Origin of the sequence: Inquilinus sp. NPDC058860 (assembly GCF_042743185.1) — a bacterium.
Taxonomy (GTDB): domain Bacteria; phylum Pseudomonadota; class Alphaproteobacteria; order DSM-16000; family Inquilinaceae; genus Inquilinus.
Genome location: NZ_JBHYMS010000014.1, coordinates 57,274 through 70,759 on the forward strand (window position 1 = coordinate 57,274; position 13,486 = coordinate 70,759).

General features: G+C 68.5%; 12 protein-coding genes and 1 tRNA gene. 5 read left to right on the forward strand and 8 right to left on the reverse strand.

The features are described from left to right. The first annotated feature begins 185 nt into the window (after positions 1-185). Positions 186-785, forward strand: a complete 600-nt coding sequence (locus ACFW16_RS12040) for a DUF433 domain-containing protein (RefSeq protein ID WP_380305138.1) — start codon at positions 186-188, stop codon at positions 783-785. Beyond that, positions 782-1,174, forward strand: a complete 393-nt coding sequence (locus tag ACFW16_RS12045; protein WP_380305140.1) for a DUF5615 family PIN-like protein — start codon at positions 782-784, stop codon at positions 1,172-1,174. Before ACFW16_RS12040 ends, ACFW16_RS12045 begins: the two co-directional genes overlap by 4 nt. A gap of 42 nt (positions 1,175-1,216) precedes the next feature. On the opposite strand, the gene ACFW16_RS12050 is transcribed toward ACFW16_RS12045, so the two are convergent. Together ACFW16_RS12050 and ACFW16_RS12055 are read right to left on the reverse strand one after the other, a co-directional pair. Further along, the gene (locus tag ACFW16_RS12050) at positions 1,217-2,389 is read right to left on the reverse strand and encodes an isovaleryl-CoA dehydrogenase (RefSeq protein WP_380305142.1); all 1,173 of its coding nucleotides are present in this window, start codon (positions 2,387-2,389) and stop codon (positions 1,217-1,219) included. A gap of 170 nt (positions 2,390-2,559) precedes the next feature. Further along, a complete protein-coding gene (locus tag ACFW16_RS12055; protein ID WP_380305144.1) occupies positions 2,560-5,037 on the reverse strand; it encodes a calcium-binding protein in 2,478 nt (825 codons plus the stop codon). 785 nt (positions 5,038-5,822) lie between these two features. Here ACFW16_RS12055 and ACFW16_RS12060 point away from each other — a divergent pair. Then, the gene (locus ACFW16_RS12060; RefSeq protein ID WP_380305146.1) at positions 5,823-6,098 is read left to right on the forward strand and encodes a hypothetical protein; all 276 of its coding nucleotides are present in this window, start codon (positions 5,823-5,825) and stop codon (positions 6,096-6,098) included. Positions 6,099-6,224: 126 nt separating this feature from the next. Here ACFW16_RS12060 and mgtE read toward each other — a convergent pair whose 3' ends face one another. From mgtE to ACFW16_RS12075, 3 genes are all read right to left on the reverse strand, one after another. Then, positions 6,225-7,616 carry a magnesium transporter gene (mgtE, locus tag ACFW16_RS12065; protein WP_380305148.1) on the reverse strand — a complete coding sequence of 464 codons (1,392 nt, stop codon included), beginning with the start codon at positions 7,614-7,616 and terminating at the stop codon, positions 6,225-6,227. 1 nt (position 7,617) lies between these two features. Continuing rightward, positions 7,618-9,954, reverse strand: coding sequence for an NADP-dependent malic enzyme (locus tag ACFW16_RS12070; RefSeq protein ID WP_380305150.1), 2,337 nt, complete (start codon positions 9,952-9,954; stop codon positions 7,618-7,620). A gap of 132 nt (positions 9,955-10,086) precedes the next feature. After that, positions 10,087-10,173: transfer RNA gene (locus tag ACFW16_RS12075), tRNA-Leu, on the reverse strand. Between the two features lie 87 nt (positions 10,174-10,260). Here ACFW16_RS12075 and lipB point away from each other — a divergent pair. Then, entirely contained in the window at positions 10,261-10,947 is a 687-nt protein-coding gene (gene lipB, locus ACFW16_RS12080; protein ID WP_380305152.1) for a lipoyl(octanoyl) transferase LipB, read from the forward strand. A 1-nt stretch (position 10,948) separates the two neighbouring features. Here lipB and ACFW16_RS12085 read toward each other — a convergent pair whose 3' ends face one another. Genes ACFW16_RS12085 through ACFW16_RS12095 form a run of 3 tightly spaced genes read right to left on the reverse strand, consistent with a single transcriptional unit; the run spans position 10,949 to position 11,748 of the window. Continuing rightward, positions 10,949-11,251: a CcdB family protein gene (locus ACFW16_RS12085; protein WP_380305154.1), complete on the reverse strand. Its 303-nt coding sequence runs from the start codon at positions 11,249-11,251 to the stop codon at positions 10,949-10,951. Then, positions 11,251-11,526: a type II toxin-antitoxin system CcdA family antitoxin gene (locus tag ACFW16_RS12090; RefSeq protein ID WP_380305156.1), complete on the reverse strand. Its 276-nt coding sequence runs from the start codon at positions 11,524-11,526 to the stop codon at positions 11,251-11,253. The genes ACFW16_RS12085 and ACFW16_RS12090 overlap by 1 nt, the downstream gene beginning before the upstream one ends. A gap of 51 nt (positions 11,527-11,577) precedes the next feature. Next, complete coding sequence (locus ACFW16_RS12095; RefSeq protein WP_380305158.1) at positions 11,578-11,748, reverse strand: type II toxin-antitoxin system CcdA family antitoxin; 171 nt, start codon at positions 11,746-11,748, stop codon at positions 11,578-11,580. A gap of 42 nt (positions 11,749-11,790) precedes the next feature. On the opposite strand from ACFW16_RS12095, the gene ACFW16_RS12100 reads away from it, so the two are divergent. Continuing rightward, positions 11,791-13,329 carry an ABC-F family ATP-binding cassette domain-containing protein gene (locus ACFW16_RS12100; RefSeq protein WP_380305160.1) on the forward strand — a complete coding sequence of 513 codons (1,539 nt, stop codon included), beginning with the start codon at positions 11,791-11,793 and terminating at the stop codon, positions 13,327-13,329. The last annotated feature ends 157 nt before the right edge of the window (positions 13,330-13,486 follow it).

A 13,486-nucleotide genomic window follows, 5' to 3' on the forward strand; every position in this document is an offset into this window, starting at 1 on the left:
CCCCTGTTCTTGTGATCTTGACCAGCCGGTCAAGTGTGCAGAAACCAGCGCGGGGTGCAACCAGCCTCGGCAAGAGATCGCCGTCATCGGCATGGGCAGTGAGGTCACGGCAACGGCCGATCTTGACCTCGCCGGGGCACGGTATCAAATTCATCGGCATGGCGCAGATACATTTAGGAGAGCACGTGCCGACGACAGCCGATGACCTGACGGTCGGCGAGGCGAGTGTCGTCACCGACCTCCGCCCAGGCCAGATCAACGACGCGATCGACCGGAGACGCATCCCTCCCCGCTGGGTGACGTCGAGGGGCCGCAAGCGGTTGGTGCACAGGGAGGGGCTGGTCGTCTTCGCAATCGAGAAGTCCGTGGCGATGCAGGTTCCCGCGAAGGTGCGCCAGCGCTGGTACGATCAACTGGCGGAAGGTGCGTCCCTAAGACGGGTGTCGACGACGGATCCCGAAACCAACGTCACTTACGAGGTCGATCTCCAGGGCTATAGGGCAACCATCGACAGACGGTGGAAGAAACTAAGGGAGGCGCAGCGCCTGATCGTCGAAGACCCGGGCGTCCAGGCAGGTGCAGCAACCTTCAAAGGAACCCGGATCCTGGTTCACCCGATCGCGGACGCGCTCGCCGCGGGCATCTCCGAATCGGAGCTGCTTGAAGATTATCCACGGCTGACTCCATCGATGCTCGAATCCGCCCGGATCTGGTGCCTGGCCTATCCCCGACGCGGCCGCCCTCGTACCAAGGCGCCATCTGCTGCCGACAAACCCGGGCGGTGACCGCGCCCTGCTTCCTGATCGACGAGTGCCTCTCCCGCGCGCTCTGCGACATAGCCCACAAGCGTGGCTATGCCGCCCAGGCGCTCGTCGATCTCGGCAGGGCCGGAACCAAGGATTGGGATGTGATGAAGATCGTCGCCGAGCGCGACCTCATCCTCGTCACCAACAACGTTGTCGATTTCGTCGCCTTGTATGCGCTCCGCCCGCTCCATCCGGGTGTGGTGCTGCTGAAGGGCCGCATCCTGGGCCGGGATGCGCAATGCCAGGCCTTCGCTGCAGCCCTCGACGACATCGACACCGATCCGGATGTGGTGAACTTGGCCGTCGAGGTCGTGCCCGGCGCGCCGTCGCAATGGTCCGTCCAGCGGTATCCGCTGTCCAAACCCTGACTTCATGCAGTGCGAAATGCTGAGCCACCCGGCCCGGCCGCCCTACCCCTTCAGCCCGATCAGCTCGCGGCCGATCAGCATGCGGCGGATCTCGGAGGTGCCGGCGCCGATCTCGTAGAGCTTGGCGTCGCGCAGCAGGCGGCCGGTGGCGAATTCGTTGATGTAGCCGTTGCCGCCCAGGGCCTGGATCGCCTGCAGCGCCATCCAGGTCGCCTTTTCGGCGGCATAGAGGATGGCGCCGGCCGCGTCCTGCCGCGTCACCCGGCCCCGGTCGCAGGCCCTGCCGACGGCGTAGACATAGGCGCGGCTGGCGTTGAGGGCGACATACATGTCGGCCACCTTGCCCTGCATCAGCTGGAACTCGCCGATCGGCCGGCCGAACTGCTTCCGGTCGCGGACATAGGGCAGGACGATGTCGAGGCAGGCCTGCATGATGCCGAGCGGCCCGCCGGCCAGCACCGCGCGCTCGTAGTCGAGGCCGCTCATCAGCACACGCACGCCCTCGCCGACCCGGCCGAGCACGTTCTCCTCCGGCACTTCGCAATCCTGGAACACCAGCTCGCAGGTGTTGGAGCCGCGCATGCCGAGCTTGTCGAGCTTCTGCGCCGTGGAGAAGCCCTCGAACCCCTTCTCGACCAGGAAGGCGGTGATGCCGCGCGGCCCCGCCGCCGGGTCGGTCCTGGCATAGACCACCAGCGTGTCGGCGTCGGGCCCGTTGGTGATCCACATCTTGGTGCCGTTCAGGACCCAGCGGTCGCCCTTCTTCTCGGCCTTGAGCTTCATGCCGACGACGTCGGAGCCGGCCCCCGGCTCGGACATCGCCAGGGCGCCGACATGCTCGCCCGCCACCAGCTTCGGCAGGTAGCGGCGTTTCTGGTCCTTGGTGCCGTTCAGCCGGATCTGGTTGACGCAGAGATTGGAGTGGGCGCCATAGGACAGGCCGACCGAGGCCGAGGCGCGGGAGATCTCCTCCATCGCCACCATGTGCTCGAGATAACCCATGCCGGCGCCGCCATACTCCTCCTCGACCGTCACGCCGAGGACGCCGAGGTCGCCCATCTTGCGCCACAGGTCCGTCGGGAACTGGTTGTCGCGGTCGATCGCGGCAGCGCGCGGCGCGATCTCGGCCCCGGCGAAGCCGCGCACCGAATCGCGCAGCATGTCGGCGGTGTCGCCGAGCATGAAATCGAGGCCTTGCGGCTCATTGGGGATCATGGGGCGTCGCTCCCGGTGACGGTGTTCCCGGCACTGTAGCGCAGCCGTTGCCGCAAAGGAAAAGCCCCGCGATGCCGAAGCACCGCGGGGCTGCCCTCACTGACGGATCGGTGTCCCGGACGCCTGTGGGCCAAGCGTCCGGGCCGATCCCCCCGACCGGCCGAAGCCGGTCAGAGCACGAAGTCGCTCACGAGGAAGGTGGCCGCGCCCTTGACCTGGATCTCGAAGTCGGCCCTGCCGTCGCCATTGACGTCGCCGCTCAGGATCCCGCCCTGGAAGTGCAGCTGCCCTGCCACGCCGGTGAAGTTGGCCGTCCCGATGAAGGTGAAGGCCTGGTCACCGGCCACCTTGGTGCTGGCGTCGATGTAGTGCAGGTCGATCTTGTCGCCCTGGCTGTGGCTGAAGTCGGTGATCACGTCCCGGCCCGAGCCGACCGTGGACTGCCCGATCGCCATGAACCGGAAGCTGTCGGCGCCCGCGCCGCCGGTCAGGGTGTCGGTGCCCCAGCCGCCGTCGAGGGTGTCGTTCCCGGCCTTGCCGTCGAGCGTGTCGTTCCCGGCCATGCCGAGCAGGCCGTTGGCCAGCTCGTTGCCCAGGATCGTGTTGTTCGCGGCATTGCCGGTGCCGAGCGAGCCCGCGCCCTGCGCCAGCATCAGGTTCTCGACGTTGTCGGCCAGGGTCCAGCTCTTGGTCGCGACCACCCAATCGGTCCCGCCATTGGCCTGTTCCTGGGTCCGGTCGCCGAAGTTGTCGACGTAGTAGGTGTCGTTGCCGATGCCGCCGATCATGATGTCGGCACCGGTGCCGCCGACGATCACGTCGTTGCCGATGCCACCGGTGAGGGTGTCATTGCCGGCATCGCCGTAGATGGTGTCGTTGCCCGTGCCGCCGTCGATGCGGTCGTCGCCGGCATTGCCGTGGATCCGGTCGTTGCCGAGATAGCCGTTCAGGATGTCGGCATTGGCGGTGCCGTTGACGTTGTCGGCCGAACCGGCCACGTCGCCGACGATGTTGGCCAGGGAGTTGGCCCCCAGGCCGACGACGTTCAGGACCGAGCCGAGCAGGCCGCCGACGACGCTGAGCGGACCGACATTGGTCAGGCCGCTGACGTCGATGCTGAACACCGCGTCGCCGAGCGAGGACAGGATGGTGTCGAGCGCAGCCTCGAGGCTGACGCCGCCGCCGAGCAGGCTGCCCAGCAGGCCGTCGAGGTCGATGATGCCGCCCAGCCCGTCGCCGCCCAGCAGGCCGCCGAGCGTGCCTTCGACCGTCGCCAGGACGCCGCCGAGGATGCCCTCGACCAGGCCGCCGATGCTGCCGAGGTCGATGCCGCCGAGGCCGCCGCCCAGCACGTCGCCGCCGAGGATGCCGTCCAGCAGGCCGGTGACGGTGCCGAGCAGGCCGCCCAGCAGGTCGCCGCCCAGCAGGTCGCCGCCGAGCAGGCCGCCCAGCAGGCCTTCGACCGTGGCCAGGATGCCGCCCAGCAGGTCGCCGCCGCCGGTGACGCCGCCCAGCAGGTCGCCCAGCACGCCGGTGATGCTGCCGAGCAGGTCGCCGCCCAGCAGGTCGCCGCCGAGGATGCCGTCCAGCAGGCCGGTGACGGTGCCGAGCAGGCCGCCCAGCAGGTCGCCATCGAGGATGCCGCCGCCGATGCCACCGAGCAGGTCGCCGCCGAGCAGGCCGTTCAGCAGGTCGCCGACCGAGCCGAGCAGGCCGCCCAGCAGGTCGCCGCCGAGCAGGTCGCCGCCGAGCAGACCGCCGACGATGCCCTCGACCGCGCCGATCAGACCGCCGAGCAGGTCATCGCCGCCGAGGATGCCACCCAGCAGGCCGCCGAGCAGGTCGTCGCCACCCAGAACACCGCCGAGCAGGCCCTGGACCAGGTCGAGCACGCCGCCGAGCAGATCACCGCCCAGCAGGTCGCCACCGAGGATGCCGCCCAGCAGGCTGTTCACCGAGACGAGCAGGCCGTCGAGCAGGTCGCCGCCCAGCAGGCCGCCGAGCAGGTCGCCACCCAGCAGATCGCCGCCGAGCACACCCTCCAGCAGGCTGCCGACCGTGTCGAGCACGCCGCCGAGCAGGCCGCCGTCCAGCAGGCCGCCGAGCAGGTCGCTGCCGCCGAGGATGCCGTCGAGCAGACCGTTGGCCGTCTCGAGAGTACCGCCGAGAATGCCGCCGGCATTGCCCCCCAGGAGCCCGCCGAGCAGATCGCCATCGAGGATGCCGCCGAGCAGGCCGCTGACCGTCTCGAGCACGCCGCCGAGGACGCCACCCAGCAGGTCGCCATGCAGCAGGTTGCTGAGCAGATCCTCGACCGAACCGAGCAGGCCGCCGGTGAGGTCACCGCCGAGCGCGCCGCCGAGCAGACCGTTGAGCAGACCGTCGACCAGGCCGAAGACGCCGCCGAGGAGCCCTTCGCCCTCGCCGCCGCCGAAGACCAGGCCGTCCAGGGAGCCCAGGACGCTCTTCACCGTGCCGATCACGCCGCTGAGGAGATCCTCGCTGAGCAGATTCCCGAGCAGACCGTCATCGCCCAGCAGCCCGCCGAGAAGGCCGTCGCTGCCGAGCAGGCCGCCGAGGAGACCGTCATTGCCCAGCAGACCGCCGAGCAAACCGTCATCCCCGAGCAGGCCGTCAAGAAGACCCATGTTTTCCTCCTCCAAGAAACATTTGCCAAGCCGACAGCCCGGCCGCCGCCCACCGGGCGAACCAGCCGGCATTCAGGCAAAAAACGATAGATCTGTCCATGGAAATTCCCGTTTTTTACTTTTCAATGACGAAATAGATGGATGAATTTGGTCCCACATAAGTTCAGTCATCAAATAGGGGTTTATCGTTTCCTTAATTAGGATATTTAATTACTTCTACTTGAAATTTACTTTCTCACAAGAATTTCGGAGCGCCCGTTTGATGCGAGAAATATGCCTCCGAGCTCAACGGGATACGCCGAACCGGGACGCCCGGGCGGGGCGCCGTCCGAATCGTGCGACCGGGGCGAGGCGGCCCCCACGGCCCGGCGGCCGGCCACAGACGGGACCGGCAGGCATTCGCGGCAGGATCGGCCCCGTCATTGCTTGCGAACGCCTGCGGATGAGCTTCCGGCCCCCGGCATTGCTTGGCACGAGCAGAAACGCGGGAATGGCGACTGGCCGGCCGGCCCGCGACGACTGCGGCCGGTCTTGGACTCTTCCGCATGCCCATGGATCGCTGCGGGCCGCCATCGGGCGCCGACGCGCCGGGCGGCGGCGACGGGCCGGAACGGAGCCGTGAGCGATGGTCGCATTGCCGGCGCCGCCGGGGTAGACTCGCACGGTTCCGTGAGAACGGCTGGACAGCAGCCGGGATCGCCTCGTACAACCCTGGGTATTCATGACGGGATATGCATTGCAATTGAGCAGCAGTCCCGGATCCGGTGAGGGAGGGCATATTGAACGTGGAATCCACTGGCATTAGCGAAGCCGAGCTGCGCGACGCATTGAAGAAGCTGGCAGTGGCGAGCGACCTGCGCTTCGGCCAGGTGGTCGGCCTGGCGGCGCTGGTGGCGCTGCTACCCGGCGTCGAGGCGATCCCGGTCGAGAAGGTCGAGGAGGTCGTCGAGCGGCTGACCCGCGGCGTTCCGGGCGGCCAGAACCTGAAGATCCCGGCGGTCAACATCGCCCGCAACGTGATCACCGCCGCCGCCGAGGCCAAGAGCTCCGGCACCGCCTGAGGTTCGGAGATCGTCTGTCTTCCCGTTGGAAGTAGGTTGGGTTCGCGGTCGCGAACCCAACATGGCAGTCGAGCGTTGGGTTCGCCGAGGCGAACCCAACCTACGATTCACATCAGGCCGTGCACGTCAGAGCAGGATCAGGGCGGCCAGGCCGAGGAAGGCGAAGAAGCCGACCACGTCGGTGACGGTGGTCAGGAACACGGCGCTGGACACCGCCGGATCGATCCCGAAGCGCTGCATCGCCAGCGGGATCACGGTGCCCGAGAAGGCCGCCGCCAGCAGGTTGATGATCATGGCGGCGCCGATCACCACCGCCAGCCGCGGATCCGCGAACCACAGCCACACCACCCCGCCGGCGATCGCCGCGAAGAGCAGGCCGTTGATCACGCCGACCAGCACCTCCTTCCACAGGATGCGGACGGCGTTGCTGTCGTTCAGCTCGCGCATCGCCAGGGCCCGCACCGCGACGGTCAGGGTCTGGGTGCCGGCATTGCCGCCCATCGAGGCGACGATCGGCATCAGCACGGCCAGCGCCACCACCTTGCTGATCGTGTCCTCGAACAGCCCGATCACCGACGAAGCCAGGACCGCGGTCAGCAGGTTGACGAACAGCCAGGAGAAGCGCGAGCGGGTGGTGGCGGCGACGTCGCGGTACAGGTCGCTCTGCTCGCCGATGCCGCCGAGGCGGAAGATGTCCTCCTCCGCCTCCTCGTCGATGACGTCGACCACGTCGTCGAGGGTGATGACGCCGAGCAGCTTGCCGTTCCGGTCGACCACCGGCGCCGAGACCATGCCGTAGCGCCGGAACAGCAGCGCCACCTCCTCCTGGTCCATCTCGGCCGGAATCGGATGGATGTCCTCCAGCTCCAGCTCGGCCAGCTTGGCCGGGCGCCGGCCGCGCAGGAAGCGCGACAGCGGCAGCTGACCGCTGGGGTTGCCGTGCAGATCGACCAGGAACAGGCTGTAGAACTCGTCCGGCAGGTCCTCGGCGGTGCGCAGCCAGTCGATGACCTTGCCGACGGTCCAGTAGTCCGGCACCGACACCAGCTCGCGCTGCATCAGGCGGCCGGCGGAGTATTCCGGGAAGTCCAGCCCTTCGAGCAGGACCCGCCGTTCCTCCGCCGGGACATTGGCCAGGACCGCGTCGCGCCCGCCCTCGTCGAGGGTCTCGATCAGGGCCAGCGCGTCGTCGGAATCGAGCTCCTGCAGCGCCGCCGCGACGTCCTGCGGCCCGAGCAGATCCAGGACCTCCTGCCGGACGTCCTCGTTCAGCCAGGCCAGCGCCTCGGCGTCGGTGGTCAGTTGCACCCGGATCAGGCCGACGACGACGCGCCGGTCGTCCGGATGCAGCGCCTCGATCAGCGCCGCCAGGTCGGCGGAGTGGAGCGGCGCCAGCCGCTCCTCCACCTCGCCGAGGCGGTGGTCGTCCAGCGCCTCCTCGATCCCCTGCACGAAGCCGGGCGGCAGGCCGTATTCCTGGGGCTCGGCTACCGCCGCTTCGCCGCCGGGCGCCGTCACCTCACACCGACAGGGCTTCGAGCGCCACGTGCGACGCCTGCCGCGCATGGGCGTCGATCGGGCAGACCGCCCCCGCCAGCTGGGCGTCGACCGTGGCGATCGCGGTGACGTTGACCAGGCCGCGCACCGTCACCGACGGGGTGACGATATGCGCCGGCCGGGCGACGCCGAGCAGCATCGGGCCGATCGAGATCGCCTCGCCCAGCACCTTCAGCATGTTGAAGGCGATGTTGGCGGCGTCGAGCGAAGGCAGCACCAGCAGGTTGGCGCTGCCGGTCAGCTTGCTGTCCGGGAAGATCCGCTGGCGGACCTCCTCCGACAGCGCGGCGTCGGCATGCATCTCGCCCTCGACCTCGAGGGCCGGCGCCTGCTCGCGGATCAGGGACAGCGCATGGCGCATCTTCACCGGCGACGGCCCGTCCATGGTGCCGAAGTTGGAATGCGACAGCAGCGCCACCTTCGGCACGATGCCGAGGCGCCGCACCTCCTCCGCCGCCAAGAGCGTGGTCTCGGCGATCTGCGCCGGCGTCGGGTCCGGGGTGATGTAGGTGTCGGCCAGGAAGAAGGTGCCGCGCGGCAGCACGAGGGCGCTGAGCGCGGCCGGGGTCGTGACCCCCGGCGCCAGGCCGATGACGCTGAGCACGTCGCGCAGATGCGGCCGGTACGGGCCGTAGCTGCCGCAGACCATGGCGTCGGCTTCCTGCTTCTGCACCATCAGCGCCGCGATCACGGTCGAGTTGGTGCGAACCACGGTGCGGGCGACGTCGGGCGAGACGCCGCGCCGGGCCAGCAGCTGGTGGTACAGGCGCCAGTATTCGGTGTAGCGCGGATCGTCCTCGGGATCGACCAGCTCGACGTCGCGGTCAAGCTTCAGCCGCAGGCCCAGCTTCTCGATCCGGCGTTCGACCACGCCGCGGCGGCCGATCAGGATCGGCTTGGCCAGCTGGTCGTCGAGCACGATCTGGACCGCACGCAGCACGCGCTCGTCCTCGCCCTCGGCGTAGACGACGCGCTTGGGCTCGGCCTTCGCCAGGTTGAACACCGGCCGCATGACGAGGCCGGAGCGGAAGACGAACTCCTCCAGCTTGCCGACATAGGCGTCGAAATCCTCGATCGGGCGGGTGGCGACGCCGGAGTCCATCGCTGCCCTGGCCACGGCCGGCGCGATCTTGATGATCAGCCGCGGATCGAAGGGCTTCGGGATCAGGTATTCGGGGCCGAAGCTGAGCTGCTGGTCGCCATAGGCGGTGGCGACGATGTCCGACCCCTCCTGCATCGCCAGGTCGGCGATCGCCTGCACCGCGGCGATCTTCATCGCCTCGTTGATCGCGGTGGCGCCGACGTCGAGCGCGCCACGGAAGATGAAGGGGAAGCAGAGGACGTTGTTGACCTGGTTCGGATAGTCCGACCGGCCGGTCGCCATCACCGCGTCGGGGCGGATGGCCTTGACCTCCTCCGGCATGATCTCCGGCGTCGGGTTGGCCAGCGCCATGATGATCGGCCGGTCGGCCATGCTCTTGACCATCTCGCCGGTCAGCACCCGCGGCGCCGAGAGGCCGAGGAAGATGTCGGCGCCGCCGATCACCTCGGCCAGGGTCCGCGCCTCGGTCCTGCGCGCATAGCGCTGCTTGCGCGGATCCATCAGCTCGTTGCGGCCGTCCCAGACCACGCCGGCGATGTCGGTGACCCAGATGTTCTCGATCGGCAGCCCCATGTCGACCAGGAGGTCGAGGCAGGCCAAAGCGGCGGCGCCGGCGCCGGAGGTGACCAGCTTGACCGATTTCAGCTCCTTGCCGACGACGCGCAGCCCGTTGGTGATGGCGGCGGCGACGATGATGGCGGTGCCGTGCTGGTCGTCGTGGAAGACCGGGATCTTCATCCGCGCCCGGGCCTTGGATTCGACCTCGAAGCACTCCGGCGCCTTGATGTCCTCGAGATTGATGCCGCCGAAGGTCGGCTCCAGCGCCACGATGATGTCGACCAGCTTGTCCGGGTCGGTCTCGTTGACCTCGATGTCGAAGACGTCGATGCCGGCGAACTTCTTGAACAGGACGCCCTTGCCCTCCATCACCGGCTTGGACGCCAGCGGACCGATGTTGCCGAGGCCGAGCACGGCGGTGCCGTTCGAGATCACGGCGACGAGGTTGGCCCGGCTGGTGACGCGCGAGGCCTCCTGCGGGTCGGCGACGATCGCCTCGCAGGCCGCGGCGACGCCGGGGGAATAGGCCAGGGCCAGGTCGCGCTGCGTCGCCAGCGGCTTGGTCGGGGCCACCGCGATCTTTCCGGGCGTCGGGAGGCGATGGTAGTCGAGGGCAGCTTCGCGCAGATCGCTGGACATCAGGGGATCCGGACAGCGTTACGGGTCGAGCCGTTATAGGCAGCGTTCCGCCCGGGCGGAAGGGCCGCGTCGGGAGGCTGCCCCGCCAGAAACGCGAAAGGCCCGCCGGTGAGGGCGGGCCTTGCGAAGAGATGGTGCGGTCGAGAAGACTCGAACTTCCACGGGGGTTAGCCCACAGCGACCTCAACGCTGCGCGTCTACCAATTCCGCCACGACCGCACGGCAGGCACGCCCACGAGGGGCCTTGCCTTCCGAGGTGCGGGGGGATTAGCAGATCGGATGCGCCCGATCAAGCAGCCCGATGAGATGATCGCGATTCCGTCTCCCGCCATCGCCGAAACCGCCGTTCCGGGCGCCTTGACGCGGCTTGCGCCCGACTGGCGCATCGACGACGGCGCCGTGCCCTATCCCGAGGCGCTGGCGGCGATGGAGGCCCGGGTGGCGGCGATTCGCGCCGGCACCGCGCCGGAGCTGGTGTGGCTCTTGGAGCACCCGCCGCTCTACACCGCCGGCACCAGCGCCCAGGACACCGACCTGCTGACGCCCGACCGCTTCCCGGTCTACCGCACCGGCCGCGGCGGCCAGTACACCTATCACGGGCCGGGGCAGCGGGTCGGCTACGTCATGGTCGACCTGAAGCGCCGCAACCCGGACGTGCGCGCCTATGTCCATGCGCTGGAGGAGTGGCTGATCCGCGCCCTGGCGCGGTTCCAGGTGAAGGGCGAGCGGCGCGAGGGCCGGGTCGGCATCTGGGTCGAGCGCGACGGCTTCGAGAAGAAAATCGCTGCGATCGGGGTGCGGGTGCGGCAATGGGTGACCTTCCACGGCGTGGCGCTGAACGTCGACCCCGACCTGTCGCATTTCGCCGGCATCGTGCCCTGCGGCCTGGCCCAGTACGGCGTCACCTCGCTGGTCGATCTCGGCCTGCCGGTGACTATGGCCGACGTCGACCTGGCGATGCGCGAGGCCTGGGACGAGGTGTTCGAGAGGTGAGTCAGAAGCCCTGGAGCAGGAAGTCCAGGGCGTCGACGATCACCGAATGCTGGTCGGCCAGCGAGGCGACTGGATTGCCCAGCTCGGAGGCTCGAACCGCCCCCGTATGCGTCGTCTGCAGGAAGTATCTTTGGCCGTCGATCGAGAAAATCGGCTCCAGCCGTTCCTGTTGGCCGCCTCGATAGACAGGCAACGGGATCAGCGGAACCACGATCCGTGTGGCCAGATGGTCGTGGAACTCCGATTGCACGTTCAGCACCAGGGTGCCGCCAAGCCTGCTCACCCGATGCACATCGAACCGCATCAGAAGAGCCGCAGCGATTCCAGGGTCAGCCCATGCTGCTCGACCCATTCGTTGTGGCTCTTGATCGCCTCTGCGTTTCGCTGCTTCCAGAGCTCGCCCTCATGGCGGCGTACCGCCTCGATGATGGCGTCCTCAGCGATCCTGGAGATGTTCAGGCCGTACTCCTTCGCCCGGCGGGTCGCCTCCGCCGAGAGGGTGAGGTTGGTTGCGCGGCGCGGTGCGCGTCCTTCATCGATCATCGTCATAGGCATATGATGCGCATTGAGGATGCGCATTGCAAGCTCGTAATCGATTTATTCTTCTGCCCGTGAGCAGGATAGACCGCATCAGAACCGCCGATACTTCGCCAAGAGGAGACCTTCCCTCTTGACCCGTTCGTTGTGGCTCCGGATCGCCTCGGCATTCTCCTCCTTCCACCGCACCGCTTCGTCCCGACACTTGGCCTCGTCGGCCGCATCCTTCGAGTCACGATCTTTCGTCTTGTTCCGATCGGGCATCTGGTACCCTCCCCGGTCCGATCGCCGCATCCGGGTCCCATCATGCTCCTCCAAGCCGAAGCCATCACCCTCAAGATCGGCGGCCGGGCGCTGTTCCAGGATGCCAGCTTCACCGTCCAACCCGACGACCGGATCGGCCTGGTCGGCGACAACGGCAGCGGCAAGTCGACGCTGATCCAGGCGCTGCTCGGCGAGATCGAGCTGGACCGCGGCCGCATCGCACGCCGGCGCGGCCTCTTGATCGGCCATGTGCCGCAGGCGGTGCCGGCCGGAATCCTGCCCCTGACGCTGCACGAGGCCATGGTGCGGGCCCTGCCCGAGACGGCGCGGGACGACCAGGCCTGGCGCGCCGACATGGTGCTGGACGAACTGGGGATCGAGCCCGAGCAGTGGCACCAGCAGACGGTCGCCGAGCTGTCCGGCGGCTGGCAGCGCCTGCTGCTGGTGGCGCGGGCGACTCTGGCCGACCCGGACCTGCTGATCCTGGACGAGCCGACCAACCATCTCGACGTCGGCAAGGTGATGCGGCTGGAGCGCTGGCTGACCGAGCATCTGCGCCTGCCCTTCATCCTGGTGTCGCATGACCGCGAGTTCCTGGACCGGGTCACCGACCGCACCATCATCCTGCGCGGCGACCGGGTGCGGAGCTACGGCACCTCCTTCTCGCAGGCGCGGCAGGAGCTGATTCGCGAGGACCTGGCGGCGCTGCAGCAGGCCGAGCGCGACGAGAAGGAGGTCGAGCGGCTGGAGCGGGCGGCCAAGCGGCTGGCGATCTGGTCCAACCTGAAGGGCCACAACCCGGACATGGCCCGGCGCGCCAAGGCGGTGGCGTCCCGCGCCGAGCAGCGCCGGGCGGAGGCCACGGTGGCGCATCGCGAGGCGCGGCGGGACATCAACCTGGACACCACCGAGGTGCAACGCGCCACGCTGGTGCGGCTGAAGGACCATGTCGTGCGCACCGAGACCGGGCGGGAGCTGCTGCGCATCGAGCAGGAGTTCATCCGCCGCGGCGACCGCATCGCGCTCCTGGGTCTGAACGGCACCGGCAAGTCGCACCTGATCCGCGACCTGATGGCGGCGATCACCCGGGCGGCGGCGGGCGACGCGCCGCTCGGCCAGTCGATCACCGCCAACCCGCAGCTGCGGCCCGGCTATCTCGACCAGCACCTGTCCGACCTGCCGCGGCAGATGCCGGTGAACCGGGCGCTGCAGGCGGCCTCGACCCTGCGCGACGCCGAGCTGGTGCGGGATCTGCACAACATCGGCATCCCGATCGAGAAGCAGGCGACGCCGATCGCCAACCTCAGCTACGGCGAGCAGCTGCGCGTCACCTTCCTGCTGCTGCGGCTGCGCCAGCCCAACATCTATCTGCTGGACGAGCCGACCAACCACCTGGACATCGCCGGACGGGAGCGGCTGGAGGACCTGCTGTCGCGCGACGACACGACCTGCGTCTTCGTCACCCACGACCGGCGCATGCTGCGCGGCATCGGCACGCGGTACCTGGAGATCCGCAACCGCCGGCTGGTCGAGGTCGACGGGCCGGACGAGTTCCTGGAGCGGGCGGCGGCCGCGGCCTGAATCGGCCGGGAGCGATCCCCGGACGCTCCTTGTCGCCCACCGCGCGTCCGCGGCTAGGAAGGATCTCCAATCCGCTGTTAGGATAGGGTCGTTTCAAGGGCGACCATCCTTTCGGACGGGCCACCGAACGGCTGCAGCCTGAACCTGCCCGGCGCGG

Bases quoted from the DNA above. Each gene is read 5' to 3' on its own strand.
- ACFW16_RS12100 (WP_380305160.1), top strand. From the start codon at position 11,791: ATGCTCCTCCAAGCCGAAGCCATCACCCTCAAGATCGGCGGCCGGGCG.
- ACFW16_RS12070 (WP_380305150.1), bottom strand. From the start codon at position 9,954: ATGTCCAGCGATCTGCGCGAAGCTGCCCTCGACTACCATCGCCTCCCG.
- ACFW16_RS12090 (WP_380305156.1), bottom strand. From the start codon at position 11,526: ATGCGCATCCTCAATGCGCATCATATGCCTATGACGATGATCGATGAA.
- ACFW16_RS12055 (WP_380305144.1), bottom strand. From the start codon at position 5,037: ATGGGTCTTCTTGACGGCCTGCTCGGGGATGACGGTTTGCTCGGCGGT.
- lipB (WP_380305152.1), top strand. From the start codon at position 10,261: ATGATCGCGATTCCGTCTCCCGCCATCGCCGAAACCGCCGTTCCGGGC.
- ACFW16_RS12050 (WP_380305142.1), bottom strand. From the start codon at position 2,389: ATGATCCCCAATGAGCCGCAAGGCCTCGATTTCATGCTCGGCGACACC.
- ACFW16_RS12095 (WP_380305158.1), bottom strand. From the start codon at position 11,748: ATGCCCGATCGGAACAAGACGAAAGATCGTGACTCGAAGGATGCGGCC.
- ACFW16_RS12085 (WP_380305154.1), bottom strand. From the start codon at position 11,251: ATGCGGTTCGATGTGCATCGGGTGAGCAGGCTTGGCGGCACCCTGGTG.